We start from the raw sequence: 25,795 nt of genomic DNA on the forward strand, positions 1-25,795 counted from the left end.
GAATCCGATCAGTTGGAGGTGAACCCGACCAGCAGTCCGCCGGTCACCTTCACCGCGAGGTTGTAGATTCCCGCCACGACCGCGCCGAGCACCGTCACCACGATGAGGTTCAGGATGGCGACGATCGCTGCGAACGCCATCACCTGCGGCAGCCCCACGAAGGCCTCCAGCGACACGCCGCCGTCGGAGAAGCTCGTGAAGAACTCGTCGACCCGGGCGATGAGACCCGTCGTCTGCACCACCATGAAGATCAGGAAGAACGACACGACCGTGACGACGGCCATGGCGACGGCCGCCAGGAACGAAAGCTTGACCGCCGACCAGAAGTCCACGTAGACCAGGCGCAGGCGTACTTGCTTGGCACCGGTCTTATGGGTCGACTTCTTGGCCAGCTTGTCGGCTACCGTGCTCATGCGTCAGTACTCTCCTCGGTGGTCTCGGGCGAGGCTTCGGATGCGGCCGCTTCGACGGCGCCATCCTCAGGTGCGGAGGGTTCCGGGGCCTCGGCCACTTCGGCCATGCTGCGCTCGCTGTTGCGAGCGATGGCGATGATCCGGTCGTCCTCTGCCGCCCGAGCGAACACCACTCCCATGGTGTCGCGGCCCTTAGCGGGCACCTCGGCCACGGCAGAGCGTACCACCTTGCCGCTGGCAAGAACCACAAGCACCTCGTCGTCGGCGGAGACCATGAGACCGCCCGCGAGATCCCCTCGATCATCGCTCAGACGTGCCACTTTGATCCCCAAGCCGCCACGACTCTGGCCGCGGTACTGGTCCACTGCCGTGCGCTTGGCGTACCCGCCCTCGGTCACGACGAACACGTACCCGTCCTCGTTGACGACGGACGCCGACAGCAGGCTGTCGTCGCCACGGAAGGACATACCCTTCACGCCCTCGGTCGCCCGCCCCATGGGGCGGAGGGAGTCGTCGGATGCGGTGAACCGCAGCGACATCCCGTGCCGGCTGATGAGCATGATGTCATCGCCGTCATCCACCAGCAGGGCGCTGACGAGTTCGTCGCCCTCGCGCAGCTTGATCGCGATGACCCCGCCCTGGCGGTTGGTGTCGTACTCGGACAGGCGCGTCTTCTTCACCAGGCCGCCACGGGTGGCGAGCGTCAGGTACGTCGCCACCTCGTAGTCGCGGATGTCGAGGATCTGGGCGATCTCCTCGTCCGGCTGCAACGCCAGGAGGTTCGCCACATGCTGACCCTTGGCATCGCGTCCGGCCTCGGGAACCTCGTATGCCTTGGCACGGTACACGCGGCCCTTGTTCGTGAAGAACAGCAGCCAGTGGTGGGTCGTGGTGACGAAGAAGTGCTCGACGACGTCATCCGCGCGCAGCTGCGCACCCTTCACACCTCGACCGCCGCGGTGCTGCGACCGGTAGTTGTCACTGCGGGTGCGCTTGATGTAGCCGTCGCGCGTGACGGTGACGACCATCTCCTCCTCGGGGATGAGGTCTTCCACGCTCATGTCACCGTCGTAGCCCGGAACGATCTCGGTGCGGCGGTCGTCGCCGAACTTGTCCACGATGACCGTGAGCTCATCGCGGATGATCCTGCGCTGGCGGACCGCGTCGCCGAGGATGTCGTTGTAGTCGGCGATCCGGGCCTCGAGCTCGTTCGCCTCGTCGATGATCTTCTGCCGCTCGAGCGCGGCGAGGCGGCGCAACTGCATGTCGAGGATGGCTTGAGCCTGCACATCGTCGACGTCGAGCAGCTGCTGCAGGCCGGCGTTCGCCTCCTGCACCGTCGGCGAGCGGCGGATGAGCGCGATGACCTCGTCGAGCGCATCCAGCGCCTTGAGGTAGCCGCGGAGGATGTGCATGCGCTCTTCGGCCTTGCGGAGGCGGTAGCGCGTCCGGCGGACGATGACCTCGACCTGGTGCTCGATCCACAGCGAGATGAAGCCATCGAGGGGAAGGGTGCGCGGCACGCCGTCGACGATGGCGAGCATGTTCGCGCCGAAGTTCTCCTGCAGCTGCGTGTGCTTGTACAGGTTGTTCAGCACGACCTTGGCGACGGCGTCCCGCTTGAGCACGATCACGAGGCGCTGACCGGTTCGTCCCGAGGACTCGTCGCGGATGTCGGCGATGCCGGTGATCTTGCCGTCACGGGCGAGGTCGCTGATCTTCACCGCCACGTTGTCGGGGTTGACCTGGTACGGCAACTCGGTGATGACCAGGCAGTTGCGACCCTGAACCTCTTCGACATTGACGACCGCGCGCATCGTGATCGACCCGCGACCGGTGCGGTAGGCGTCCTTGATACCGCGGGTGCCGAGGATCTGCGCGTGCGTGGGGAAGTCCGGCCCGGGGATGCGCTCCATCAGCGCCTCGAGCAGCTCTTCCCGCGAAGCATCCGGGTGGTCCAGCGCCCACACGGCTCCGGAGGAGACCTCGCGGAGATTGTGCGGGGGGATGTTGGTGGCCATACCCACCGCGATGCCGACCGACCCGTTGACCAGGAGGTTCGGGAATCGGGCCGGCAGGACGGTCGGCTCCTGCGTCTGCCCGTCGTAGTTGTCCTGGAAGTCGACGGTCTCCTCTTCGATGTCGCGCACCATTTCCAGCGCGAGCGGAGCCATCTTGGTCTCGGTGTACCGGGGGGCAGCGGCGCCCTGGTTGCCGGGGGAGCCGAAGTTTCCCTGCCCGAGCGCGAGGGGATAGCGCAGCGACCAGGGCTGCACGAGGCGCACGAGGGCGTCGTAGATCGGCGCGTCGCCGTGGGGGTGGTAGTGCCCCATGACCTCGCCGACGACACGGGCGCACTTGGAGAACGACTTGTCGGGACGGAAGCCGCCGTCGTACATGCCGTAGATCACGCGGCGGTGGACGGGCTTCAGACCGTCGCGCACGTCGGGCAGCGCTCGCCCGACGATGACGCTCATCGCGTAGTCGAGGTAACTGCGCTGCATCTCCAGCTGCAGGTCGACCTGGTCGATCTTGCCGTGCTCGTGGTAGGGCGCTGAGCCCGTCGAAGGGTCGGGGCGCTCGTCGTCAGCCATGTCTTCTTTCCATAGTCCGGTCGCTGGGACCTCGCGGTCCCTGAGCCTGTCGGAGGGATCGCTCAGATGTCGAGGAAACGCACGTCTTTGGCGTTGCGCTGAATGAACCCGCGGCGGGATTCGACGTCTTCGCCCATCAGGATGGAGAAGATCTCATCGGCCGAGGCCGCGTCATCGATCGTCACCTGCCGGAGCGTGCGGGTCTGCGGGTCCATCGTGGTCTCCCACAGTTCGTGGTCGTTCATCTCACCCAGACCCTTGTAGCGCTGGATGGCGTTGTCCTTCGGGATGCGCTTCCCCTCAGCCTGGCCGGCGATCAGCATCGCGTCACGTTCCCGGTCGCTGTAGGCGTACTCGTGGGCGGAGTTCGCCCACTTCAACCGATACAGCGGCGGCTGGGCGAGGTAGACGAAGCCCGCCTCGATGAGTCCGCGCATGTAGCGGAAGAGCAACGTCAGCAGCAGTGTCGTGATGTGCTGGCCATCCACATCGGCATCGGCCATGAGCACGATCTTGTGGTACCGCGCCTTCTGGATGTCGAAGTCTTCGCCGATGCCCGTGCCGAACGCCTGGATCATCGCCTGGACTTCCCGGTTGCCCAGTGCCCGATCCAGCCGTGCGCGCTCGACGTTGAGGATCTTTCCGCGCAGCGCCAGGATCGCCTGCGTGTGCGGGTCGCGCCCCTGCACCGCCGAGCCGCCGGCGGAGTCACCCTCGACGAGGAAGATCTCGCTGATCGAGGGGTCTTTGCTGGTGCAGTCCTTGAGCTTGTCGGGCATGGCCGCCGACTCGAACACGCTCTTACGCCGGGCGGTCTCACGGGCCTTGCGCGCCGCGAGGCGTGCGTTGGCCGCATCGATGGCCTTGCGGATGATGTTCTTCGCCTGCGCAGGATTGCGACCGAACCAGTCGCCGAGCTGATCGCCGACGACCTTCTGCACGAAAGCCTTCGCCTCGGTGTTACCGAGCTTGGTCTTGGTCTGGCCCTCGAACTGCGGCTCGGAGAGCTTCACCGAGATGACTGCCGTGAGGCCCTCGCGGACATCCTCACCGGTGAGGTTGTCGTCCTTCTCCTTCAGGAGGTTGTTGGCGCGCGCGTACCGGTTGACCAGCGTGGTCAGTGCCGCGCGGAAGCCTTCCTCGTGCGTGCCGCCCTCATGCGTGTTGATCGTGTTGGCGAAGGTGAAGACGTTCTCGGTGTAGCTCGTCGTCCACTGCATCGCCATCTCGAGCGCGATCTTGCGATCGGCGTCCTCGGTCTCGAAGTCGATGATCACGTCGTTGACGACATCGGAGCGACGGACCTTGTTGAGGTACTCGACGTAATCGACGAGACCCCGCTCGTAGAGGAAGGTGTCGTGCGGGTGGTGCGGGATCTCTTCGCCGGTTTCACCGGCTTCCACCGAGATCGCCTGCGGACGCTCGTCGAGCAGCTCGATACGCAGTCCCTTGTTGAGGAACGCCATCTGCTGGAACCGGGTGCGCAGGGTCTCGTAGTCGAAGTGGACCGTGTCGAAGATGGATTCGTCGGGCCAGAACGTGATCGTCGTTCCGGTGACGTCGCTGGGCTCGCCCTTCTCCAGCGGAGACTGCGGGACGCCGCCGTCGCGATAGGTCTGCCGCCAGACGAACCCTTGCCGGCGAACCTCCACATCGAGGCGCGATGACAGCGCGTTGACAACGGATGAGCCCACGCCGTGCAGGCCGCCCGAGACGGCGTAGCCACCGCCGCCGAACTTTCCTCCTGCGTGCAGGACCGTGAGGACGACCTCGACGGTCGACTTGCCTTCGGTGCGGTGCATGTCGACGGGGATGCCGCGGCCGTTGTCGACGACGCGTACCGCGCCGTCGGGGAGGATCGTCACGGTGATGGTGTCGCAATAGCCCGCGAGCGCCTCGTCGACGGAGTTGTCGACGATTTCGTAGACGAGGTGGTGGAGACCCCGCTCACCGGTGGAGCCGATGTACATGCCGGGGCGCTTACGCACCGCCTCCAGGCCTTCGAGAACCTGGATGTCGTCTGCCCCGTACCCGTTCGGAGAATTGTCGGATGAGGATGCGGCTTCTTCGGGAACGCTGTCGGGGTTCACGGACGTCATAGGTTTCGCGCGCTCCACATTGGTCGGAAGATGTTCTCCTAGTCTACCAAGCGGAGGCGCTCTCAGATGCGTGTACGCCCCTGTGGCGCGTTGGAATTCGTCGGGATACCGCTGAACATGGTTCAACCGTAGGTATCGCGTGGACCACGGCCTGGAATGGCTCTCGGACCCCATTTCCAGGAGGGAACGTCCGGCCCGATAAATCGGATTGCGTCGACACCCGCATCCGGGAAGCGCCGCATGATCTCGGAAAGCACCTGCGCGCGCATCAACTGGAGCTGTTTCGCCCACGCCGTGGAGTTGGCCTGGACCGTCAGCAACCCCGCATCCAGAGCGACGGGACGCGTATGACGTGCGGTCTCCTCACCGGCCACCTCCGCCCACGTGCGCGAGATGTCGGCGCGTGCGAGCTGCGGCTCCCACCCCGCGTCGCGCGTGAGGGAATCCACGACGTCACCGAGGCCGTGCGGGTCACGCCCGCCCATGAAGGGTTGGCTGTCGTCAGAGACGGAGCGGACCGTGCGACGCCGCCGGTACTTCGACGGCTCGAGCCCCCGGAGGCGCAGATAGGTCGCCAGGGTCTCGGGAACCTCCGGCCCCGCCGACGTGTCAGGCATCGATGTCTTCCAGGATGCGGCCGGCATCGACCCGCACGATGCGCGCACGAAGACCTGCGGGCACGTCTTCCTCTACGGCGGACGTGACGATCACCTGTTCGTATCCGGCGGTCAGTTCCGCGAGCCGTGCCCGCCGGCCCGCATCGAGCTCAGCGAATACGTCGTCGAGGATGAGAACCGGGTCGCCGAGCCGGGATTCCGCGCGCAGCAGTTCGGCTGAAGCCAACCGCAATGACAGTGCTACCGACCACGACTCCCCATGCGAGGCGTAGCCCTTCACCGGCAGCCCACGCACGCGCAGGATGAGGTCATCCCGATGCGGGCCCACCAGCGTGAGTCCGCGTTCCAGCTCGGCCGGACGCCGCGCGGCAAGCGCCGAGCGGAATTGCTCGGCGAGGGAACCGGCATCCGCCGCATCCACGGCCGCGGATTCGTCCTCTTCCGGGTCGGCGCCGCTGACCGACAACGCCCATTCCAGCCGCGGTTCGTGATCGGCGCCGGCAATCGCCGTATACGCGGTCGCGACCGGCTCGGCGAGGGCGGCGGCGAGGGCGACCCGCGCCTGGATCACCTCGGTGCCCAGCGCGACGAGCTTGTCGTCCCAGACATCGAGGGTGGAAAGCGCATCACCACGGATGCCCCGCGCCCGGGCGGATTTCAGCAGCGCCGTGCGCTGGCGCAGCACCCGGTCGTAGTCCGCCAGGACACCGGCGAGCCGGGGAGCGCGCTGAATGAGGAGCGCGTCGGCGAAGCGTCGGCGTGCCGACGGGTCGCCGCGGACGATCTGCAGATCTTCGGGCGCGAAAAGCACCACCTGTGCGTAGCGAGGGAGTTCCGCCGTCCGCACGGCGGCGCCGTTGACCCGCGCCTTATTGGCACCGGTGCGGTTCAGCTGCAGCTCGAGCAGCACCCGGCGATCGCCGTGCGCGAGCCGGGCGCGCACGATTGCGGCATCCGCGCCATCGCGCACCATCGGTGCATCCGCCGACACCCGGTGCGACCCGAGCGTCGCGAGATAGGCGACGGCCTCGACGAGATTCGTTTTTCCCTGGCCGTTGCTGCCGACGAAGACGTTGGGGCCGGGATGCAGCGACACGTCGGCGACCGCGTAATTACGGAAGTCGACGAGCCCGAGCTGCTCCACGATCATGCGACCACCCTAAGTCCGACCCGCGACGTCTTTCCTGTGGATGAGGAGCTGACACTTCGTCTCGCTCCGCTCGCTCAGTGTCCGGTGCGCGCGCCCTCAGTGTCCGGTGCGCGCTCGCTCCGTGTCGTGCGCGCTCGCTCCGTGTCGTGCGCGCTCGCTCCGTGTCGTGCGCGGACGCTCCTGGGTGCGGGTCAGCGGAGGAGGAGGTTGGGCTGCAACAGGTACTTGAATGTCTCTGCGCCACCCTTGTCGACCGAGGTCTGCGGGGTGATGAGCACGGGGCTGAGCTTGTTGGCGTTCTCACTCGAGGTGAACGTCACCCGCGTGAACTCGCTCTTGACAGCGCCGAGCGACTCGAGCAGGTATTGCGGGTTGAGTCCCAGAGTCACATCGTCGCCGAGCAGCGTCGCGTCGACCGACTCGGTCGCTCGCGCCTGTTCGGTGCCCGACGCATCCATCGACACGGTGTCTGTCGCGAAGGTGAAACGCAGCGGAGCGGAGCGATCCAGCACCAGCGACACACGCCGGACGGCCTCGGCCAGGTCGGCGGTATTGACCACCGCGTGGTGCTCCGTCTGCGCGGGAAAAAGCCGGCGGACCGGGGGGAAGTTGCCCTTGATGAGCAGCGACGTCACGGTCTTGTTGCCTGCGGTGAACGCGATGATCTCGCGGTCACCCGATCCGGAGAACGCGATGGCGATGTCGCCGCCGTGGGCGAAGGTCTTTCCGACCTCCTGCAGCGTGCGTGCCGGAACCAGGGCGGTGATGGGCTCGTCTCCTGCCGCCGAACCGCCGTCCCACGGAATCTCACGAAGGGCGACACGGTAGCGGTCGGTCGCGACCAGGCTGAGGGTGGTGCCCGTGACTTCGAGCTGCACACCGGTGAGAACCGGCGTGACATCGTCCCGAGACGCCGCGAAGGCGACCTGCGCGATGGCCGTGGCGAAGTCTTCGGCCGGAACGACGCCGGACTGCCCGCTCACCTCGGGGATCGCGGGGTACTCCTGTACCGGCATCGACGCCAGGGTGAAGCGCGCGGACCCACACGTGAGCAGGATGCCGCCGTCATCGTCGACCACGATCTGGATCGGCGCATTCGGCAAACGGCTGGCGATCTCGGACAGCAGGCGTCCGTGGACGAGAATCGTGCCGGGCTCGTCGACGGTGGCTTCGATGGTCGTGCGTGCGGATGCCTCGTAGTCGAATGCGGCCAGCGAGAGGCCGGCATCGGATGCCTCGATCAGCACACCGGCGAGGATCGGCTGCGGGTTCCGCTGCGGGAGGAGCTTGACGACGAACGACACGGCGTCGCTGAACACATCGCGATTGACGTGAAACTTCACGGGTGCTCCCTCGGCATCGGGTCTGGCGTACCCATGCTAGTGCCCGCGTCGCGTCCGCCTGGAAGCGCGCCCTCGGCGGGTAAAGGTGATCGGATCGAATTTCATGAAGGGATATCTCTTCATCTTGTTAACAGCTGTGGAAACTGTGGATAGATCCCGACACGCTAGTGGGCGAATGGGAACTACACGAGTGTGAGATGTGGGACGGGTGCCGTGAACAACAGGACAACTCGGTCCGGCGGGCCTTCGGCGTCGTCCGTGTTCCACAGGGGATCGTCGAGATTGCACATGAGGCATGGCGTGTCACGGACGTTATCCACAGGTTATCCACACTGTGCAGAACTGCATGATGAGGGCACCGCCGGCCTGTGTCAAGAAGGCGGCCGGGCCGGGCGAGTCGCCCCGAATCAGCGCGATCGGCCGAGCTGAGTGGTGATTTCGGAGACCTGGTTGTAGATCGAACGACGCTCTTTCATGAGGTCGCTGATCTTCTTGTAGGCGTACATCACCGTGGTGTGATCACGGTTTCCGAACAGCTGGCCGATCTTGGGGAGAGACAGGCTCGTGCGCTCACGGCACAGGTACATCGCGATCTGTCGAGCCGTGGCGACGGCCTGTGACCGGCTCGACCCGTAGAGGTCGTCGACGGAGAGCTTGAAGTACTGGGCGGTCGCACTGATGATGTCGGTCGGAGACACGACGTTCGCGTCATCCTGATCGATGATGTCGCGCAGCACCGTCTGGGCCAGCGACATGTCCAGGTTCGAGCGGTTGAGGCTCGCGAAGGCGGAGACGCGGATGAGGGCGCCCTCGAGTTCGCGGATGTTGGAGGACACGACACTCGCGATGTACTCGAGCACCTCGTCGGGAATCTGCAGGCGCTCGCTCTGCGCCTTCTTGCGGAGGATCGCGATGCGCGTCTCGAGGTCCGGCGCCTGCACGTCGGTGATGAGCCCCCACTCGAACCGGCTGCGCATGCGGTCTTCAAAGCCGGTGAGGAGTTTGGGCGCCACGTCGCTGGTGATCACGACCTGTTTGTCGTGGTCGTGCAGCGTGTTGAACGTGTGGAAGAACGCCTCCTGCGTCTCCGCGCGCCCCTGCAGGAACTGGATGTCGTCGATGAGCAGGATGTCGACGTCGCGATAGCGGGCCTGGAAGGCGGAACCGCGGTTGTTGACGATCGAGTTGATGAAGTCGTTGGTGAACTCTTCGCTCGAGACGTATCGCACGCGGATTCCCGCGTACATGCTCACGGCATAGTCGCCGATGGCATGCAGGAGGTGGGTCTTGCCGAGGCCCGAGTCGCCGTAGATGAACAGCGGGTTGTAGGCCTTCGCCGGTGCCTCGGCGACGGCGACCGCGGCGGCGTGCGAGAACCGGTTGGACTGGCCGATGACGAAGTTGTCGAACGTGTACTTGGGGTTCAGGCGTGTGTCGCTGCGGGATGCGGGCGACGCGGCCTCGCCGGCATCATCCGGCGCCGGTCGCGACACCTGGGTGGGTGCGGGGGCCGACTGGACCGAGATCGGTGCGGTCAGATGGGCATCGATGAGGTCGGGGTTCACCGCCACTCGGAAAGAAGTGGCCGGCTCGGGAGTATCCACCTTGCTGAGGGCCTCCATGAGCGGAAGTCGCAAGCGCTTGTTGATCTGGGCCGCGGTGAGGTCGTTCGGCACGTCGAGGTACAGCACACCGGCGTAGACCCCGCTCGGAACCACGAGGTTCAGGAAACCCTGCAGCTGTGGGGTGACGCGCTCGTCTTCGAGCAGACGTTCCAGCACAACGGGCCAGATGGGGACGTCCGAGACATCGTGCTGTGACATGGTCCCCCCGGGGGTGGTCGGTGCGCCGAATCGGCGGGATGCGAGGCGCCGAGCCTGTGGATAACTGACGCACACACGCTAGCCAGCGACCGTTCGGAGAGCAAACCCCACTGTAGATCCGGTCCGCGTGTCCGGGCCAGGGTAAACGCCCAGGTTGGGGATAATGTGCGCCTGCGGACGGCGGGTTTGAGTTATCTCCGGCTGCGACGTAGCCTTAGTCGGTTGACTTATGCCTTCACGGCAGTCCCCATCCGCATCGTCCCCGGTATGAGCTCTCGGGGAACACCACTTCCGGAGTGACCTCATGACCAAGCGTACGTTCCAGCCGAACAACCGTCGCCGCGCCAAGAAGCACGGCTTCCGTGCCCGCATGCGCACGCGCGCCGGCCGCGGCATCCTCTCTGCTCGCCGCGCCAAGGGGCGCACCGAGCTCTCCGCCTGACTCGCACCAGTGCTCGCCAGACCGAACCGGATCACCCGCGGATCGGATTACCAGGCCATCGTCCGGCGGGGCCAGCGGTGTGCGGGCGCGCACACGGTGACCTACGTGGGTAGCGTCGGTGATTCCACCGTCGCGCGGTTCGGTTTCATCGTGAGCCGGCAGGTGGGGTCTGCGGTCGTGCGCAATACCATCCGGCGCCGGCTGAAGGCTGTGTGCGCCGAGGCGCTACCGGGTCTCCGACCCGATGCCGACGTGGTGATCCGCGCGCTGCCCAGCGCAGCGACGGTCGATTTTTCCGTGCTGCGTGACGAGGTCGTCCGCTGCCTGGGACGCAAGGCGGCCGCGTGAGTACCTCGACCCTGCCGGTCGCGTTCGTCGGGCGCGGCCATCTCGCAGCATCCAACCTTCTGGAGTCGGTTCCGCTTCTACCTCGGAATGCCGGGCTCGCTCTTCTTCACGGCTACCGTGCAACGATCTCCCATGTATACGGCGATGTATGCAAGTACTATCCCTCCTGCTCGGCCTATGCGGTCGGGGCCGTCCAACAGCATGGACTGGTCAAGGGCAGCGCGCTGGCGGCCGCCCGACTCGCACGGTGCCACCCCTGGGCTCAGGGCGGCATCGACGATGTGAAGCCGCGCCGCGCTTTCCGTTACGAGCTCACCCCGCACGGTTTCGTCGTGCCCCCTGGAAAGGACTGAATCCGTGGGATTCGACCTCATTGGAACCATTCTCTGGCCGTTGAAATGGCTGGTCGAGCTCGTGCTCGTCGGGTGGCATGCGCTTTTCACCTTCATCGGGCTCCCGCCCGCGGATGGCATCACCTGGGTGCTGTCGATCATCGGCCTGGTGATCGTCCTGCGTTCGGCCCTCATCCCGCTGTTCGTCCGGCAGATCAAAAGCCAGCGAAAGATGATGGAAATAGCCCCTGAACTGCGGAAAGTTCAGGAGAAGTACCGCGGTAAGAAGGATCAGCTCTCGCGTGAGGCGATGAGCCGCGAGACGATGGCGCTGTATAAGAAGCACGGGACGACGCCCGTGTCCAGCTGCCTGCCGCTCCTCGTGCAGATGCCGATCTTCTTCGCTCTGTTCAGTGTGCTCAATGACGTCCAGAAGATCCGCAGGGACCCCGACTTCTCCGGAGTCGGGCTGCTGAACAATGACCTGACCCAAGAGTTCTACGACGCCAAACTCTTCGGAGTGGCTTCGCTCCACGAGACGCTCATCAACGCCTTCGAGACGAGCAACGGTGTGGCCATCGCCATCCTCGTCGTACTGGTCGTCTTGATGATCGCGTCGCAGTTCTTCACCCAGCTTCAGATCATCTCGAAGAACCTCTCCCCCGAGGCGAAGACCGGCCAGGCCTACCAGATGCAGAAGGTGATGCTCTACATCCTTCCGCTGGCCTTCATCTTCTCGGGCGTCTTCTTCCCGCTCGGCGTCGTCATCTACTGGTTCGTCAGCAACCTGTGGACGATGGTCCAGCAGTTCGTGGTCATCCGTGAAATGCCGACACCGGGATCGGATGCGGCGAAGGCACGCGAGGAGCGCCTCGCGCGCAAGGGGAAGGCCATCGATTCCAGCGGCAAGGTCATCTCGATGGAGAAGTACCAGGCCGAACAGCAGCGCCTCCTCGAAGAGGCGGAGCGCGCCCGGGCCGCCAGCCCCAAGCGGCAGCAGCCCGTGAGTAAGCAGCGTGCCAAGAAGCAGCAGGGTGGGGCCAAGAAGCCGGCGCCCGGCGGCGGTTCTGCCGGGCCGGATAACCCACGCTCCCCCGGTACCCCCGATTCCTCGCCCACCTCCTGACGTACCAAGGATTCTCATGACCTCTGACTCCACCGACGTCGCGCCCGCCTCCGATGCGGTCGTCACGGACGAACAGCTCGAGCAGGAAGGCGACATCGCCGCCGACTACCTCGAGGAACTCCTCGACATCGCCGACATCGACGGTGATCTTGCCCTGGATGTCCGCGGCGGCCGTGCGTATGTGTCCGTAGAGGCGGAGTCGTCCGGTTCGCTGGTCAAGCTGTCCGAGCCGGAGACGGTGCAGGCCCTTCAGGAACTCACGCGCCTCGCGGTGCAGAACCGCACAGGCCGCTTCTCGCGGCTCATCCTCGATGTCGGCGGCTCCCGCGACATGCGCCAGCGTGAGCTGGAGCAACTTGTCGACCGCGCTATGGAGCGCCTCGACGCAGGGGCCTCACAGGCCTCACTCCCGCCGATGTCCAGCTACGAGCGGAAGCTCGTCCACGACGTCGCTGCCGACCGTGGCCTCGTGTCCGAGTCTTACGGCGAGGGTGCCGACAGGCACACGGTCCTTCGGCGTGCGTGACATGTTTCACGTGAAACATCGATGACGGTCGTCGAACCAGAGCCCTCGGCGGCCGCGGCGATCTTCGGTGATCGGATCGACACGGCGCGCGCCTTCACGGACGCGTTAGCAGCCCATGGTGAGGAACGCGGCCTGATCGGGCCGTTGGAGCCGGCGCGGCTGTGGACGCGCCACATCCTGAACAGCGCGGTTGCCGCACCCCTGTTCTCCGGTCGCGTCGGTGATGTCGGGTCCGGCGCCGGCCTACCCGGCCTGGTGCTGGCGATCATGCGGCCCGACGTCTCTTGGGTTCTCATCGAACCGATGGAGCGACGGACGCAGTGGCTGTCGGAGCAGGTCGAGAACCTCGGTCTGGACAACGTCGAGGTGGTTCGGTCACGCAGTGAAGACTGGGGTGGTGCGGGGACGCTGGATGCGGTGACCGCGCGTGCCGTGAGTGCCCTCCGTACGCTGATTCCCTGGACCGCCCCGCTGGTGCGCGATGGCGGCGAGTTGATCCTCCTGAAGGGCGCAAACGCACCGGCAGAGATCGACGCTGCGCGTAAGCAGATCCGCGCACACCGCTTGTCGGACGTGCACATCGAGACACTCGGTGAAGGGCTCCTCGCCGAGCCGACCCGGGTGGTCCGCGCGCGCGTCCGCGCCTGATGTTTCACGTGAAACTCCACGCGCGCGTCGCGCCTGATGTTTCACGTGAAACATCGCAATGCTGGCCGGTTTGGCTTAGCGGTGCAGCGGTGCGCCGTTCTGGGTGTGGCCCTGGGTTTCGACGCCGGGCTTGGCGCCGGACCTAGGGTTGGGCTGGGGTGGCCTCCGCACTCGGTCTCACGCTTCCCTTGTCCGTCGGGCAAGACCGCGGGTCCACGCCGGGTGGAAACGGCTAGCTGACGCGCGCGCATGAGGTGGGTTGACCGTGGACCGGTAGCGTTCGTCGGTGGCGGGCCGATATCCGCCTCCCTCGCCGAACTCCGTGATTCGACGGGGGTTTCGAGGCCGCGTCGCGCCTGCCGAGGTCGCGCGCTCCGGAGCTGACGGGCATTCCCCCACCTCGTTGCGGGTCGGCTAAAGAAACTCCCGATACGCGAGCGTTCGCGGGCGCACGGGACGATGTTTCACGTGAAACATCGCGGGCCGCGCGCGGCTCGGCGGCGGGCGGAGGGCGCGGTCACAGGTAGACTGAACCGTCCGGAACCGAGTGCAAAGGGAGAGCGTTTCACGTGAAACAATCCGACGACTCCGGGTCCGGCGTCACGTTCGACTCCCCCATCGCCCGTGAGCTCGCGGATCTCTCCGCCCGCCGGCGGGCGCTGCAGGAGGTCACGGTCGAGTTGCCGACGACGACCCGGGTTTTCACGGTGTCGAATCAGAAGGGTGGCGTCGGTAAGACGACCACCGCAGTGAACCTCGCCGCTGCGCTGGCCGCCGTGGGAGCACGCGTCCTCGTGATCGACCTCGATCCGCAAGGAAATGCATCCACCGCCTTGGGTGTCCCCCACACGGCGGATACGCCCAGCGTCTACGACGTACTGATCGACGAGTTCCCCCTCGCCGACATCGTGCAGCAGAGCCCGGAGTCCGAGAACCTCTTCTGTGCACCGAGCACCATCCACCTCGCCGGCGCGGAGATAGAGCTTGTCTCCCAAGTGGCGCGCGAGCACCGCCTACGAACGGCGCTCGACGACTACCTGGCCGCGGAGAATCCGCGAATGGACTTCGTCATCATCGACTGCCCCCCGTCGCTGGGCTTGCTGACGATCAACGCGTTCACCGCCGCGCAGGAAGTCCTCATCCCCATCCAGTGCGAGTACTACGCGCTCGAGGGCCTCAGCCAGCTTCTCGGTAGTGTGCGGATGATCCAGCGCCATCTGAATACCGACCTTCACGTCTCGACCATCATGCTCACGATGTACGACGGGCGTACCCGCCTCGCGCAGCAGGTCGCGGAGGAAGTGCGCACGCACTTCCCCGACGAGGTCCTCCGCACGGTCATCCCACGCTCTGTGCGCGTGTCGGAGGCTCCGAGTTTCGGACAGACAGTGATCGCCTATGACGGGGCGTCGGCCGGAGCGGTGGCGTACCGCGAAGCGGCAGTCGAGATCATTGCACGTGGCAAGAAAGAGAAAGGCTCCTGATGGCGAAGAGGACTGGACTGGGACGCGGGATCGGCGCGCTCATCCCGACGGCGGAGCCGTCCGAGGCGCGGCCCGTGGATGTGTTCTTCCCGGGGGCATCGCAGGCAGCTGAGACGCCCGAGCCGGCGGCTCCCGGTGATCTCGTGGCGGTACCCGGGGCACGCCTCATCCAGGTCGACCCGCATGCCGTGGTCCCCAACCCGCGTCAGCCACGGTCGCATTTCGACTCGGACGACCTCGCTGAGCTCGTGCACAGCGTCCGCGAGTTCGGCGTGCTGCAGCCGATCGTGGTCAGGGATGTGGGGGAGGGGCGCTACGAGCTGATCATGGGCGAGCGCCGCACACGCGCTGCGCGTGAGGCGGGTCTCGAGACCATCCCGGCCGTCGTGCGCGATACCGCCGACGAGCACCTTCTGCGGGACGCGCTCCTGGAGAACCTTCACCGGTCGGAGTTGAACCCTCTGGAAGAGGCGTCGGCATATCAGCAGCTGCTGGAAGACTTCGGCATCACGCAGGAGGAGCTGGCTTCACGCATCGGACGCTCGCGACCGCAGATCAGCAACACCATCCGCCTGCTCCGATTGCCGCTCCCCGTGCAGCAGCGGGTCGCAGCCGGGGTCCTCAGCGCGGGTCATGCGCGTGCCATCCTGTCGCTCGAGGACGAGACGGCGATGCGCAAGCTTGCCGACAAGATCGTGAACGAAGACCTTTCGGTTCGCGCCGCTGAGGCGATTGCGAAGGGTGCTCACGCCGGCAACCGGCGGGGTCCCGCGCCCAAGGCAGGCGCGCGGCGTGGCCACCTCGAGGAGGTGGCGGAACGCCTGGGCGACCGCCTCAATACGCGCGTGCGAGTGTCCCTGTCCGCAAGAAAAGGCCAGGTCGTGATAGATTTTGCCACGATTGAGGACCTGAACCGCATCCTCTCTGAGCTCGGTGAAGACGGGTTCGGCGCCTGACCGATCGGTAACATACGGCGATCGGCATACGCTGATTCGCACCCCATGGAATGACGAGCAGGGACTTTCGTAGGGGTGGTCGGTCGTACGCTGGATATATGGCGACACACGACGACCAGCCCCGGAGGAGGGCCAGCCTGGAGTTGCTGCGCGCGGAGGCAGCCGACGAGCTTTCGGTGCTCGTGCACGAACGTCTTCTCGACGGCGAGGACCCGTGGGAGTTCATGGAAGACCTCCCGACCGTGGATGAGCTCGTCGTCCTGACGCTGCGCGCCGAGAACATCGCGGAGAACGGCGGCGTGCGGCCGAACCGCGCCCGTCACTACCGCGTCCTGCGCCAGATCGCCCTCGAATACCCAGCCCTCACGCGCGCTGTCTGGCGTCTGCTGGGCGACGAGGAGACGCACCGCCGCTGGGACGCCTCCGTGCGCCTGGATGCCTCCTAGGCCCTCGGGTCATGATGGATCGGGCACGCAAAAACCCCGCCGAGCCGGAGCTCGACGGGGTGTTTGCGTTCGGAGGTTCTCAGCCGATGTAGTCAGCCAGGTCCTTCTCGAGGGCGAACTTCGGCTTCGCGCCGATGATCGTCGTCTTGACCTCGCCGCCCTGGAACACCTTCATGGCCGGGATCGAAGTGATCTGATACTTCATCGCGAGGTCGGGGTTCTCGTCGACGTTGAGCTTGAGAACCGTGATCTTGTCAGGGTGGTCGGACTGGATCTCGTCGAGAATCGGCGACACCATCCGACACGGTCCGCACCATGCGGCCCAGAAGTCCACGAGGACGGGACCCTCCGCCTTCAGCACGTCCTGCTCGAAAGTGGCAGAGGTGGTGGCCTTTGCGCTCATTGTGATCTCCTTATCGGGAAAGAATGTCAGCCAAGACAACGCGCCGACGCTCGTGTTTGTTCCTCAGGCCGCCTGAGCGCCGGGCAGACCGTCGATCTGGTCTTCGGTCACCTCGGGCAGGCCGGCTTCGCCGCGGGCGGCCAGGAAGTGCTCGACGTCGAGCGCGGCCACCGTTCCGCTGCCGGCTGCGGTGATCGCCTGGCGGTAGGTCGGGTCGATGACATCCCCTGCGGCGAAGACCCCCGGGACGGAGGTCCGCGAGGAACGCCCATCCACCCAGATGGTGCCTTCGGGGGTCAGATCGAGCTTGCCGTGAACGAGGTGGGTGCGCGGGTCGTTACCGATCGCGACGAACAGCCCGTCCAGGGGCAACTCAACGGTCGAGCCGTCGACGGTTGACTGCAGCACGACGCCGTTGACCGCATCCTCACCCAGGATGTCTGCCACTTGGGCATTCCAGATGAACTCGATCTTCTCGTTCGCGAATGCGCGCTCCTGCATGATCTTCGACGCGCGCAGCGAGTCCTTGCGGTGGATGATGTAGACCTTCGAGGCGAACTTCGTCAGGAAGGTGGCCTCCTCCATCGCCGAGTCGCCGCCGCCGACGACGGCGATGGTGCGGTCCCGGAAGAAGAAGCCGTCACACGTGGCACACCACGACACCCCACGGCCGGACAGTCGCTCTTCGCCGGTGAGACCGAGCTTGCGGTACGCGGATCCGGTGGCGTAGATGACGGATGCGGCGGTGTGAACCGCGCCGCTCCCCAGCGTGACCGTCTTGACGTCACCGTCGAGGTCGAGGTCGACGACATCGTCGTAAACGACCTCGGCACCGAAGCGCTCGGCCTGCTCCTGCATCTTCGTCATGAGGTCGGGCCCCTGGATGCCCTCCGGGAAGCCCGGGAAGTTCTCCACGTCGGTGGTGTTCATGAGTTCGCCGCCGGCTTCGACCGAGCTTGCGACGACCAACGGCTCCAGGTTCGCTCGCGCGGCATAGATCGCCGCGGTGTAGCCGGCGGGGCCAGATCCGATGATGATGACGTGACGCACGTGCGTCGCCCCCTTCGTAGGTTCTCGGGTGTAAACCCATCGTAGCCCGGGGATATTCCACGGCCCGAGGCCTCAGCGGCGGGGCAGGAAACGGCGCAGCATCCCCACCGCCGGGGTCAGCTCCGGAGCGCGGAAAAGCGCCAGGATGCCGAGGTACACGACCAGCACGACGGAACCGATGACCGCGGCACCGAGGGCGCCCAGAAGCTTGTCGGCCGTCGTCCACCCCTCGTCTCCGCCGAGAAGCACCAGGACGCCCCACCCTGCTGCGGCCGCGGGGATCGCGGCCAGAGCGAAGCGCGCGAGAGAACTCATCCAACGCGCGACACCGATGCCCCCGAGGCGTCGGTGGAGGAGAAGCGTCGCGATGATCACCTGGACGGTGCTCGCCAGCGACTGTCCCAGGGCGATTCCCGCTGCGAGCTGCTCGACGGGAAGCGATTGTGCCCACAGCGCTGTGGCGACGACGAGAGCGCTCTGCAGCAGCGTGAACAGGAAGGGCGTGCGGGTGTCGTTGTAGGCGTAGAACGTGCGCTGGATCACGAACAGGACGGCCAGCGGCACCAGGCAGACGAGGAAGCACAGCAGAACGCCCGCGGCCCCCCGCGCCTCGTCGGCGCTGTCGGTGAAGATACGGGACGCGGGCACTGCGGCCACCGCGAGTGCGGCCGTGGCCGCGACGACGAACAGACCCAGCACGCGGATGCTGCTGACGATGTCGGCGCGCACATCGTCGTCCCGGCCGGCGGCGGCGTGGCCGCTCAGCCGGGTGAAGTAGGGGGTGCCGATGGAGATCACGATGATCGAGTACGGGAGCATGAACAGCAGCCATGCGTTCTGCGAGACCAGTACCCCCGGGTGGTCTTCGGCCGCGATGGAGAGAATCCGCGACTGCACCAGTCCGGCGAGCTGCCCCGCGACGACCATGAGGAACGTCCACCCCGCGAGCCGACCGATCTGCCCCAGCCCCACCCCGCGCCAGCGGAAGTCGGGTCGCACGTGAAGGCCGGTGCGGCGCCAGAAGGCGAACAGGATGGCGGCCTGGACGACGATGCCCGCAGTGGCGGTCCCGGCGAGGAGGGAGACCATCTCGGGGGTCCAGGAACTCAGGGCGGGCTCGGTGCCGAACAGCACGATGAAGGCCCCGAAGCCTGCGATCGACACCAGGTTGTTCACGATCGGTGCCCACGTGAACGGGCCGTACACACCGCGGGCGTTCAGTGACTCGCCGACGAGCGCGTACAGGCCGTAGAAGAGGATCTGGGGCAGGCACCAATACGCGAACGCCGCCGCCAGCGCCTGCTGCTGCGCGGAGAACTCCGGCGCGTACAGCGCGACCAGCCAGGGGGCGGCAAGGGTCGCCGCGGCGGTGACGGCGAGAAGCGCGACCGCCCCGAGTGTGAACAGCTTGGACACGAAGGCGCGGCCTCCGTCGTCGTGAGCGGCCGCGCGGACGATCTGCGGCACCACCACGGCACTGAGCAAACCTGTCGAGATGATCGCATAGATGTTGTTCGGTAGCTGATTCGCGATCGCGAACGCGTTCCCGCCCGCGGCGGTGGCGCCCACGGCGGAGACGAGGACGACGGAGCGGACGAACCCCGTCAGTCGGGAAACGATGGTGCCGGCGCCGATGAGGATGCTGGCGCGCCCGAGACCGCTCATTCCGCAGCCCCCGGCGGCCGCTCGTCCGTACGGACCTCGGGCGTCAACGCAGCATCCGCGTCTTCCGTGATCCGTGCGCGGCGGCGCCGCAGCACGGTGCGGACGATACCGAGTCCGACGAACAGCACCATGAGCGCGATGAGGACGACCAGGCCGATGGTCTCCCATTCGGCGCGCACCTCGACCTCGGCGCTCTGGACCGCGCCGACGGGAACGCCCGTGGGGCTGTACAGCTGCATCGTGACGGTCACCGTGCCGTTGCCGACACGGGCCTGCACCGGGACGGTCACGCGCGTGTTGCTGGCGGCGGATGCGGGCACCTCCGTCCGTTCGGCGACGATGAGCCGCGGGTCATCCGGCTGCGCCACGAGCACGACATTCACCGGATAGGGCAGGTCATTGCGGATCCACGGGCTGAAGTTCGCGTCGTAGCTGATGAGGTTCAACACGCTGGAGGGCAGGATCCCGACCGCGTCCAGCGTTGCGCTGGTCTGTTGGCGGTGCTCCGCGATGGCGGCGGAGGCGGCCACGGGGTCGTTCCGCCATCCCACTGCCAGCAGCTGAAGGATCTCGGCGCGCTGGGGTCCGGTCAGCAGCAACGCGTCGTCGAGGATCGTCGCAAAACTCGCGACCGCCGTCTCGTCGGCGAGGAGCTGCGTCACTTCCCCGACGCGGGCCGCATCCGCGGGGATCTCCGTGACGCTCACCTCGGTCGGCGACGCTGCGGCGAGCTCCGGCATCCCGAGCGTGCTCACCCCCGGGGCGAGGGATGCGGCGGTGATGGCCGTGCGCAGGCTCACGCGATCGCGGCCGACCCCGCGGTCCACCGTCACGAGGAGCGGCTGGCCGCCGCTCTCCCGGGCGGCGAAGGAGAGATACGCGGTCGCCTCCGTGAGGGGGGCGCCGCGCAGCGAAGTGTCGGGCTCGTCCGCGGCGTCGCGGAGCGCGGCGGAAACCTCGGAGTCGTAGACGAGCAGCTGCGCCGCGCCGGCTGTGGCGCGTGCGGCGGCGGTGCGGTTCTCCGATCCGGCGGATGTGGTGGCGGAGGGCACGAGGGTCAGGGAAGGTGCGCCCCCCACGGTCGTGGCACCCAGCGTTGCGACGACGTCGGCGCCGGCGCTGCCGGTCGCGGGCCAGAGCACCCCGGAATGAGCGTTCGCCCCGATCGCCGTGAGCTGCGCCAGGTCGGGGAGCGCCGGGGAGGAGGGATCGTCGGTGCCAGGTGTCGCGGTGGCACTCGGGGTCGCCGGTGTGACCACATCCTGCGCCGAGATGTACGAGGCGAGCGACGTGGGTTGCAGCGGAGCGGGAAGTCCCGCGTGTATCTGCGGGGCCAGGTCGGCATCGCCGAACTGCAACGCGAAGCGCGTCTGGGGCAGGGCTTCGAGCCGGGCCAGCCACTGCGCCGCGGTCGGTGGAGCGGCCGTTCCGAGGGCGCGGATGGCGGCCGGAAGCGCGGGGTCGACCGCGAGGATGGCGGCTGTCTCCTCCACCGCATCCAGTTGTGCGGTGAGTTCACCGTCGGATGCGGTGAGGCCCGCCAGTGCCTCGGCATCGAGAAGCCCGGCCGACCCGGGAGGAGCGGTGATCGGTACGACGACTCCGACCCTCGCTGTCACCGCGTCGTCGGGCACCACCACCACGCTCGTGGACACGAGGGTCGTGCCGCCGACGACAGCGGTCGCCCGTAGGGGGTAGACCCCGGGCGGGCGGGCGGCGAGGGCCGGATTGTCTGCGGCGACCACCACGCCCGAGGTCGAATCTGCGCCCGAGGGGACGGCGTCGATGGATGCCGTTCCCACCGGCGCGAGGGCGGCGGGGTCGTCGTCGGACAGCCACGCGCCCAGCGCGTCCCGGTCGGGGAGTGCAGCGGATCCCAGTTCGAGTGACACGTCGGTGACGGGAAGGGCGTCGGGCGTGCCGTTCTCGATGGTCGCCGATACCGACAACTGCTGCCCGGGACGCAGGATGCCGTTGCCGACCGGCGAGAGCGTGAGTTCCACCACCCCGCTGAGCGGCGGGCCCGTCGGAGAGGGGGAGGGCGAGGGCGTGCCGGTGGCAGCGGCGGACGCAGCTCCGGACAGGGCGAGGAGTGCCGCCAAGCCCGTCGCGAAGACGCGTCGCGTCCATCGGTGACGCGGCGCGCGGGCCGGGGCGGGAGATGTTGGGATCATGAGGCTCCGGCGCGGGCAGAGGGCGACCGCACCGCAGCGATTCTATGGGCGGTCCCTTCGAGGTCACCGTGCGCCCCGCGGAACGATTGAATGGACGGATGCTGCCGCACCCCGATTCCGCGCTCGCCGCGGCGCTCGCCATCGATCTGCGTGCCGCCGAGTACAGCTCGGAGGCACTGCGTTCTGCCTGGACGGCGGAGGGGGATGCCGCCATCGCCCGGGGCTTGCGGGGTCCGGCCCTCCGCGCCCTCGGCGACCGGCGTGATCCGCTCACCGTGCTCGCGCGCCTCCTCGGCCTGGGTGTGGCGCAGTCGGTGGCAGACGTGGATGCGGCGCTGCCGCAGACGCGCGCGGAGGGTCTCGCCGGGCTGGGACTGGCCGAGGTTCGGGGCGACACCGTCCACGCGGGCGCCATCGTGCGCCCGCAAGCCTTTTCCGACGACGCCGGAGAGGGGGAGTGGTGGATCGCGAGCGACCTGGATGAGGCGGCGCTCGGGGGCGCTCTGCCGGAGGATCACGTGCTCGGCGTGGGCGGAGCATCCCTCACGCTCGCCGGGCTGCAGATCGCGGGGCGCGCCCAGACGGGGGTGGATGTCGGCAGCGGATGCGGCATCCAGGCGCTGCGGATGCGGCGGAACGTTGCGCGGGTCATCGCGACCGACGTGTCCGCGCGTGCCCTGCGGTTCACCGAGCTCAACGCGCTTCTCAATCACGTCGACGGCATCGAGACCCGGCAGGGCAGCCTGTTCGAGCCGGTCGCCGGCGAGCAATTCGACCGCATCGCCACCAATCCGCCCTTCGTCATCACGCCCCGGGGCGCCGACGTGCCCGCATACGAGTACCGCGACGGCGGTCGCGTCGGGGACGGTCTTGTAGCGGAGGTCGTGCGCGGGGCGGGAGCGCACCTCACGCCGGGCGGCGTCGCGCAGCTGCTGGGCAATTGGGAGTACCGAGGGGACGAAGACGGCCTCGATCGGGTGCGGGGGTGGGTCGCCGCATCCGAGGTGCCGGTCGATGCGTGGGTGATCGAGCGGGAACGACTCGACCCGCTCGCGTACGCCGAGCTGTGGGTGCGCGACGGCGGCACCGTGCCGGGGTCTGCGGAGTTCGCCCAGCTGATCGACGCGTGGCTCGACGACTTCGACGCCCGCGGCGTGACCGAGATCGGGTTCGGGTACGTGTTGCTGCGGCGACCAGGGGCAGGCGCGCCTTCTCTCGCCCGCTACGAGCGCCTCGTGGGGGCGGTCGGGGCAGCCCCCGGCGCTCATCTGGCCGCCGCGCTCGCCGCTCACGACCGGCTGGCACACCTCGATGACGATGCCCTCGCCGCCTCCCGGTTCGCCGTGGCCCCCGACGTGACCGAAGCCCGCCACCACCGGCCCGGTGAGGAGGCGCCCACGGTCATCGAGCTGCGTCAGGGCGCCGGATTCGGCCGCGCCCTGTCGGTCGACTCGGCGCTCGCTGCGCTCGTGGGCGCGTGCGACGGCGACCTGACGCTCGGCGCGCTCGTGGACGCGATCGCCCAACTCCTCGAGGTCGACGCCGGTGCCCTCCGCGACGACCTGTACCCGCGGGTCAGGGAGCTGGTGTTCACCGGATTCCTCCGCTTCGCCGACGGCGCCTCGGAGGCGATCCCGGGCTCGGCGGATTCGACGGGTTGAGGCCCGGTTAGGCTCGACGCATGCTCAATATGGCCGAGGGTGTCGCGCGCCTGGACGCGCTGGCCGACTCCGCCGTCGTTGCCCGCCTTGGGCGCGCCTTCGCCGACGCCGGGCATGAACTGGCTGTGGTCGGGGGCCCGGTGCGCGACGCGCTCCTGGGCCGTGTCACGCATGACCTCGACTTCACCACCGACGCGCGTCCCGATGACATCCTCCGCATCATCACGCCGATCTCCTCGGCACGGTGGGACGTCGGCCGCGAGTTCGGCACCATCGGGGCGCGGATATCGGGCGAGCAGGTCGAGATCACCACGTATCGCGCCGACAGCTACGACGGGCTCACACGCAAGCCGACCGTCGCCTTCGGGAACACCCTCGAGGAGGATCTGTCGCGGCGCGACTTCACCGTCAACGCCATGGCGCTGCGGATACCGGGGAAGACGCTCGTCGACCCGGCCGGTGGCGTGGAGGATCTGATCGCGCGGCGCCTCCGCACGCCGATCGAACCCGCCGTGAGCTTCGGTGACGACCCCCTGCGGATGCTGCGCGCCGCTCGATTCGCGGCCCAGTTGGGGTTCGAGGTCGACCCCGAGACGCTGGCCGCGATGGCAGAACTCGGCGACACCCTGTCGATCGTCAGTGCCGAGCGGATTCAGTCGGAGCTGGTGCGGATGCTGACCACCGACGATCCGGTCCGCGGACTCCGGATCCTCGTCGACACCGGCCTCATGGAACGTTTCCTCCCCGAGGTGCCCGCGCTGCGCCTCGAGATCGACGAGCACCATCACCACAAGGACGTGTACGAGCACTCCCTGACCGTGCTGCGTCAAGCCATCGCACTCGAGAAGTCGCGGCATCCCGGTGCCGCCCCCGACGTTCCCCTGCGCTTGGCGGCGCTCCTCCACGACATCGGGAAGCCGGCGACGCGCCGGCTCGAGCCCGGCGGTGGAGTCACGTTCCACCACCACGACATCAAGGGCGCGCGGATGGTGCGCAAGCGCCTGCAGGCGCTCCGCCTCGACTCCGACACCATCGGGTCGGTCGCGAAGCTGATCGAGCTGCACCTGCGTTTCTTCGGTTACGCCGAAGGAACCTGGACCGATTCCGCCGTCCGCCGCTACGTGCGGGACGCCGGTGCCGAACTCGAGCGGCTGCACATCCTCACGCGCGCCGACGTGACCACCCGCAACAAGCGCAAGGCCGCGGGCTTGGCCGGGGCGTACGACGACCTCGAAGCGCGGATCGCCGCGCTGCGCGAGCAGGAGGAGCTCGACTCGGTGCGGCCCGACCTCGACGGCAACCGCATCCAGGAGGTCCTCGGCATCCGCCCAGGTCGCGAGGTCGGCGACGCCTACCGGTTCCTGCTCGACCTTCGGCTCGACGAGGGGCCGCTGGGCGAGGAGGAGGCCGAGCGCCGCCTCCGCGAATGGTGGGCCGCTCGCGCCTGACCCGCTGGGCGCCCGCGCCGCTCGCCGCGTCTGCGCCTGCCGCCGCTCGCCGCGCCCGCGCCGCCCGCCCCGCCGCGTCATCGTCGGATGATCGCACCTCGGTCGGAGGATAACGGCCAAATGCTCCGACATCGGCGCGATCCTCCGACGTCATGACGTGCCGGCAGACCGCGGCAGCGGTCGCGCTCCGGATGCACCGCGGGCCGGGCGGCGCGGCAGCAGGCAGAATGAAGCCACGTCTGCATCGACGCAGGCCGTCTCGCCAGGAAGGGGCGCTCCCGTGAGCATCGCGACCATCACCATCCTCAATCCGTCGGGCGAGGGGAACCTCCTGAACCCCGAGGTGCTCGCCGACCTGACTGAGCAGCTCCGCGCGGCCGACGCCGACCCGGAGGTGACCGGCATCATCCTCACCGGTGCCGGTGACGTGTTCTGCAGCGGGCTGGACATCCCTGCGATCCGGGCCGGCGGCGACCCGGTGGAATTCGCCACCGCGCTGGCCGCCCTGCTGAAGTACGTGCCGACCCTCGGCACCCCTGTCGTGGCGGCGGTCAACGGCGACGCCGTGGCATCCGGAGCCTCGATCGTCGCTGTCGCCGACTACGCCGTCGCGGCTCGGGGTGCGCTGATCGGGACGCGGGAGGTGTCGTTGGGGATCTGGCCGATGGTCGCGCAGGTGCCGCTCATCCAGCGGCTGGGCGCCCGTGCGGCGATGGAGAACGTCGGATCGGGAGAGCCGTTCACCGCCGAGCGCGCTCGGGAAATCGGCCTGATCAACGCTCTCGCGGAACCCGACCAGGTCGTCGCCGTCGCCGGGGAGTGGCTGGCGAAGGCCGCTCGGGCGGGCTCCATCGCCGCGATCGGGCGCCCCGCCTTCTACCGCTTCGCGGAGATGGGCTACGACGAGGCGCTGGATGCGTCGGTGCAGCTGTTCGCCGACATGAACCGCTGACCGCCCGGCCGCCCTTCGCGGATTCGGAGGATGTCGCCGGGGTCGGACGAGGTACGCCGGATGCCCCGGATCCGCGGACGATCTCAGAACCCGGC

23 protein-coding genes are annotated in these 25,795 nt (G+C 67.6%); 12 read left to right on the top strand and 11 right to left on the bottom strand.

Features of this window, described 5'->3' with window-relative positions; translation table 11 throughout:
• Positions 1-8: 8 nt before the first annotated feature.
• The 7 genes from AC4FS1_RS12070 to dnaA form a co-directional block, all read right to left on the bottom strand.
• Positions 9-413, bottom strand: coding sequence for a DUF3566 domain-containing protein (locus AC4FS1_RS12070; RefSeq protein ID WP_491155317.1), 405 nt, complete (start codon positions 411-413; stop codon positions 9-11).
• Positions 410-3,007 (bottom strand): DNA gyrase subunit A, encoded by a 2,598-nt coding sequence (gene gyrA / locus AC4FS1_RS12075; protein ID WP_491155319.1) that lies wholly within the window; start codon positions 3,005-3,007, stop codon positions 410-412. The genes AC4FS1_RS12070 and gyrA overlap by 4 nt, the downstream gene beginning before the upstream one ends.
• 62 nt (positions 3,008-3,069) lie before the next feature.
• Positions 3,070-5,106, bottom strand: coding sequence for a DNA topoisomerase (ATP-hydrolyzing) subunit B (gene gyrB, locus AC4FS1_RS12080; RefSeq protein ID WP_491155321.1), 2,037 nt, complete (start codon positions 5,104-5,106; stop codon positions 3,070-3,072).
• A 122-nt stretch (positions 5,107-5,228) separates the two neighbouring features.
• A complete protein-coding gene (locus tag AC4FS1_RS12085) occupies positions 5,229-5,723 on the bottom strand; it encodes a DciA family protein (protein WP_491155322.1) in 495 nt (164 codons plus the stop codon).
• Positions 5,716-6,873, bottom strand: coding sequence for a DNA replication/repair protein RecF (recF, locus tag AC4FS1_RS12090; RefSeq protein WP_491155324.1), 1,158 nt, complete (start codon positions 6,871-6,873; stop codon positions 5,716-5,718). The genes AC4FS1_RS12085 and recF overlap by 8 nt, the downstream gene beginning before the upstream one ends.
• Positions 6,874-7,064: 191 nt before the next feature.
• Entirely contained in the window at positions 7,065-8,216 is a 1,152-nt protein-coding gene (gene dnaN / locus AC4FS1_RS12095) for a DNA polymerase III subunit beta (RefSeq protein WP_491155326.1), read from the bottom strand.
• A 407-nt stretch (positions 8,217-8,623) separates the two neighbouring features.
• Positions 8,624-10,039: a chromosomal replication initiator protein DnaA gene (gene dnaA, locus AC4FS1_RS12100; RefSeq protein ID WP_491155327.1), complete on the bottom strand. Its 1,416-nt coding sequence runs from the start codon at positions 10,037-10,039 to the stop codon at positions 8,624-8,626.
• A 304-nt stretch (positions 10,040-10,343) separates the two neighbouring features.
• Between dnaA and rpmH the strand changes: the two genes are divergently transcribed.
• The 9 genes from rpmH (at position 10,344) to AC4FS1_RS12145 (ending at position 16,347) form a co-directional block, all read left to right on the top strand.
• Positions 10,344-10,481, top strand: a complete 138-nt coding sequence (rpmH, locus tag AC4FS1_RS12105) for a 50S ribosomal protein L34 (protein WP_033105593.1) — start codon at positions 10,344-10,346, stop codon at positions 10,479-10,481.
• Between the two features lie 9 nt (positions 10,482-10,490).
• Complete coding sequence (gene rnpA / locus AC4FS1_RS12110; RefSeq protein ID WP_491155329.1) at positions 10,491-10,829, top strand: ribonuclease P protein component; 339 nt, start codon at positions 10,491-10,493, stop codon at positions 10,827-10,829.
• Positions 10,826-11,182 carry a membrane protein insertion efficiency factor YidD gene (yidD, locus tag AC4FS1_RS12115; protein ID WP_491155330.1) on the top strand — a complete coding sequence of 119 codons (357 nt, stop codon included), beginning with the start codon at positions 10,826-10,828 and terminating at the stop codon, positions 11,180-11,182. Before rnpA ends, yidD begins: the two co-directional genes overlap by 4 nt.
• Before the next feature lie 4 nt (positions 11,183-11,186).
• Entirely contained in the window at positions 11,187-12,287 is a 1,101-nt protein-coding gene (gene yidC / locus AC4FS1_RS12120) for a membrane protein insertase YidC (protein WP_491155332.1), read from the top strand.
• Between the two features lie 16 nt (positions 12,288-12,303).
• Positions 12,304-12,813: a Jag family protein gene (locus AC4FS1_RS12125; RefSeq protein WP_491155334.1), complete on the top strand. Its 510-nt coding sequence runs from the start codon at positions 12,304-12,306 to the stop codon at positions 12,811-12,813.
• A 21-nt stretch (positions 12,814-12,834) separates the two neighbouring features.
• Positions 12,835-13,461 carry a 16S rRNA (guanine(527)-N(7))-methyltransferase RsmG gene (gene rsmG / locus AC4FS1_RS12130; protein ID WP_491155336.1) on the top strand — a complete coding sequence of 209 codons (627 nt, stop codon included), beginning with the start codon at positions 12,835-12,837 and terminating at the stop codon, positions 13,459-13,461.
• Between the two features lie 569 nt (positions 13,462-14,030).
• Complete coding sequence (locus AC4FS1_RS12135; protein ID WP_491155337.1) at positions 14,031-14,945, top strand: ParA family protein; 915 nt, start codon at positions 14,031-14,033, stop codon at positions 14,943-14,945.
• Positions 14,945-15,901, top strand: coding sequence for a ParB/RepB/Spo0J family partition protein (locus AC4FS1_RS12140; protein WP_491155339.1), 957 nt, complete (start codon positions 14,945-14,947; stop codon positions 15,899-15,901). Before AC4FS1_RS12135 ends, AC4FS1_RS12140 begins: the two co-directional genes overlap by 1 nt.
• 98 nt (positions 15,902-15,999) lie before the next feature.
• Entirely contained in the window at positions 16,000-16,347 is a 348-nt protein-coding gene (locus tag AC4FS1_RS12145; protein WP_491155341.1) for a tryptophan synthase subunit alpha, read from the top strand.
• A gap of 79 nt (positions 16,348-16,426) precedes the next feature.
• Here the strand turns inward: AC4FS1_RS12145 and trxA are convergent, their stop codons facing one another.
• The 4 genes from trxA to AC4FS1_RS12165 all read right to left on the bottom strand — a co-directional run bounded on the left by trxA (position 16,427) and on the right by AC4FS1_RS12165 (position 21,639).
• Positions 16,427-16,750 (bottom strand): thioredoxin, encoded by a 324-nt coding sequence (gene trxA, locus AC4FS1_RS12150; RefSeq protein WP_491155342.1) that lies wholly within the window; start codon positions 16,748-16,750, stop codon positions 16,427-16,429.
• Positions 16,751-16,813: 63 nt separating this feature from the next.
• On the bottom strand, positions 16,814-17,800 hold the full coding sequence (gene trxB / locus AC4FS1_RS12155; RefSeq protein ID WP_491155344.1) for a thioredoxin-disulfide reductase: 987 nt from the start codon (positions 17,798-17,800) through the stop codon (positions 16,814-16,816).
• Positions 17,801-17,872: 72 nt separating this feature from the next.
• The gene (gene murJ, locus AC4FS1_RS12160; protein WP_491155345.1) at positions 17,873-19,465 is read right to left on the bottom strand and encodes a murein biosynthesis integral membrane protein MurJ; all 1,593 of its coding nucleotides are present in this window, start codon (positions 19,463-19,465) and stop codon (positions 17,873-17,875) included.
• Positions 19,462-21,639 carry a DUF6049 family protein gene (locus AC4FS1_RS12165; protein ID WP_491155347.1) on the bottom strand — a complete coding sequence of 726 codons (2,178 nt, stop codon included), beginning with the start codon at positions 21,637-21,639 and terminating at the stop codon, positions 19,462-19,464. The genes murJ and AC4FS1_RS12165 overlap by 4 nt, the downstream gene beginning before the upstream one ends.
• A 98-nt stretch (positions 21,640-21,737) precedes the next feature.
• Here AC4FS1_RS12165 and AC4FS1_RS12170 point away from each other — a divergent pair, with 98 nt between their 5' ends.
• The 3 genes from AC4FS1_RS12170 to AC4FS1_RS12180 all read left to right on the top strand — a co-directional run bounded on the left by AC4FS1_RS12170 (position 21,738) and on the right by AC4FS1_RS12180 (position 25,700).
• Positions 21,738-23,300: a DUF7059 domain-containing protein gene (locus AC4FS1_RS12170; RefSeq protein ID WP_491155349.1), complete on the top strand. Its 1,563-nt coding sequence runs from the start codon at positions 21,738-21,740 to the stop codon at positions 23,298-23,300.
• A gap of 20 nt (positions 23,301-23,320) precedes the next feature.
• Entirely contained in the window at positions 23,321-24,748 is a 1,428-nt protein-coding gene (locus tag AC4FS1_RS12175) for a CCA tRNA nucleotidyltransferase (protein ID WP_491155350.1), read from the top strand.
• A 280-nt stretch (positions 24,749-25,028) separates the two neighbouring features.
• The gene (locus AC4FS1_RS12180; RefSeq protein ID WP_491155352.1) at positions 25,029-25,700 is read left to right on the top strand and encodes an enoyl-CoA hydratase/isomerase family protein; all 672 of its coding nucleotides are present in this window, start codon (positions 25,029-25,031) and stop codon (positions 25,698-25,700) included.
• Positions 25,701-25,795: the final 95 nt, after the last annotated feature.

Source organism: Microbacterium sp. Z12_35 (assembly GCF_058310475.1).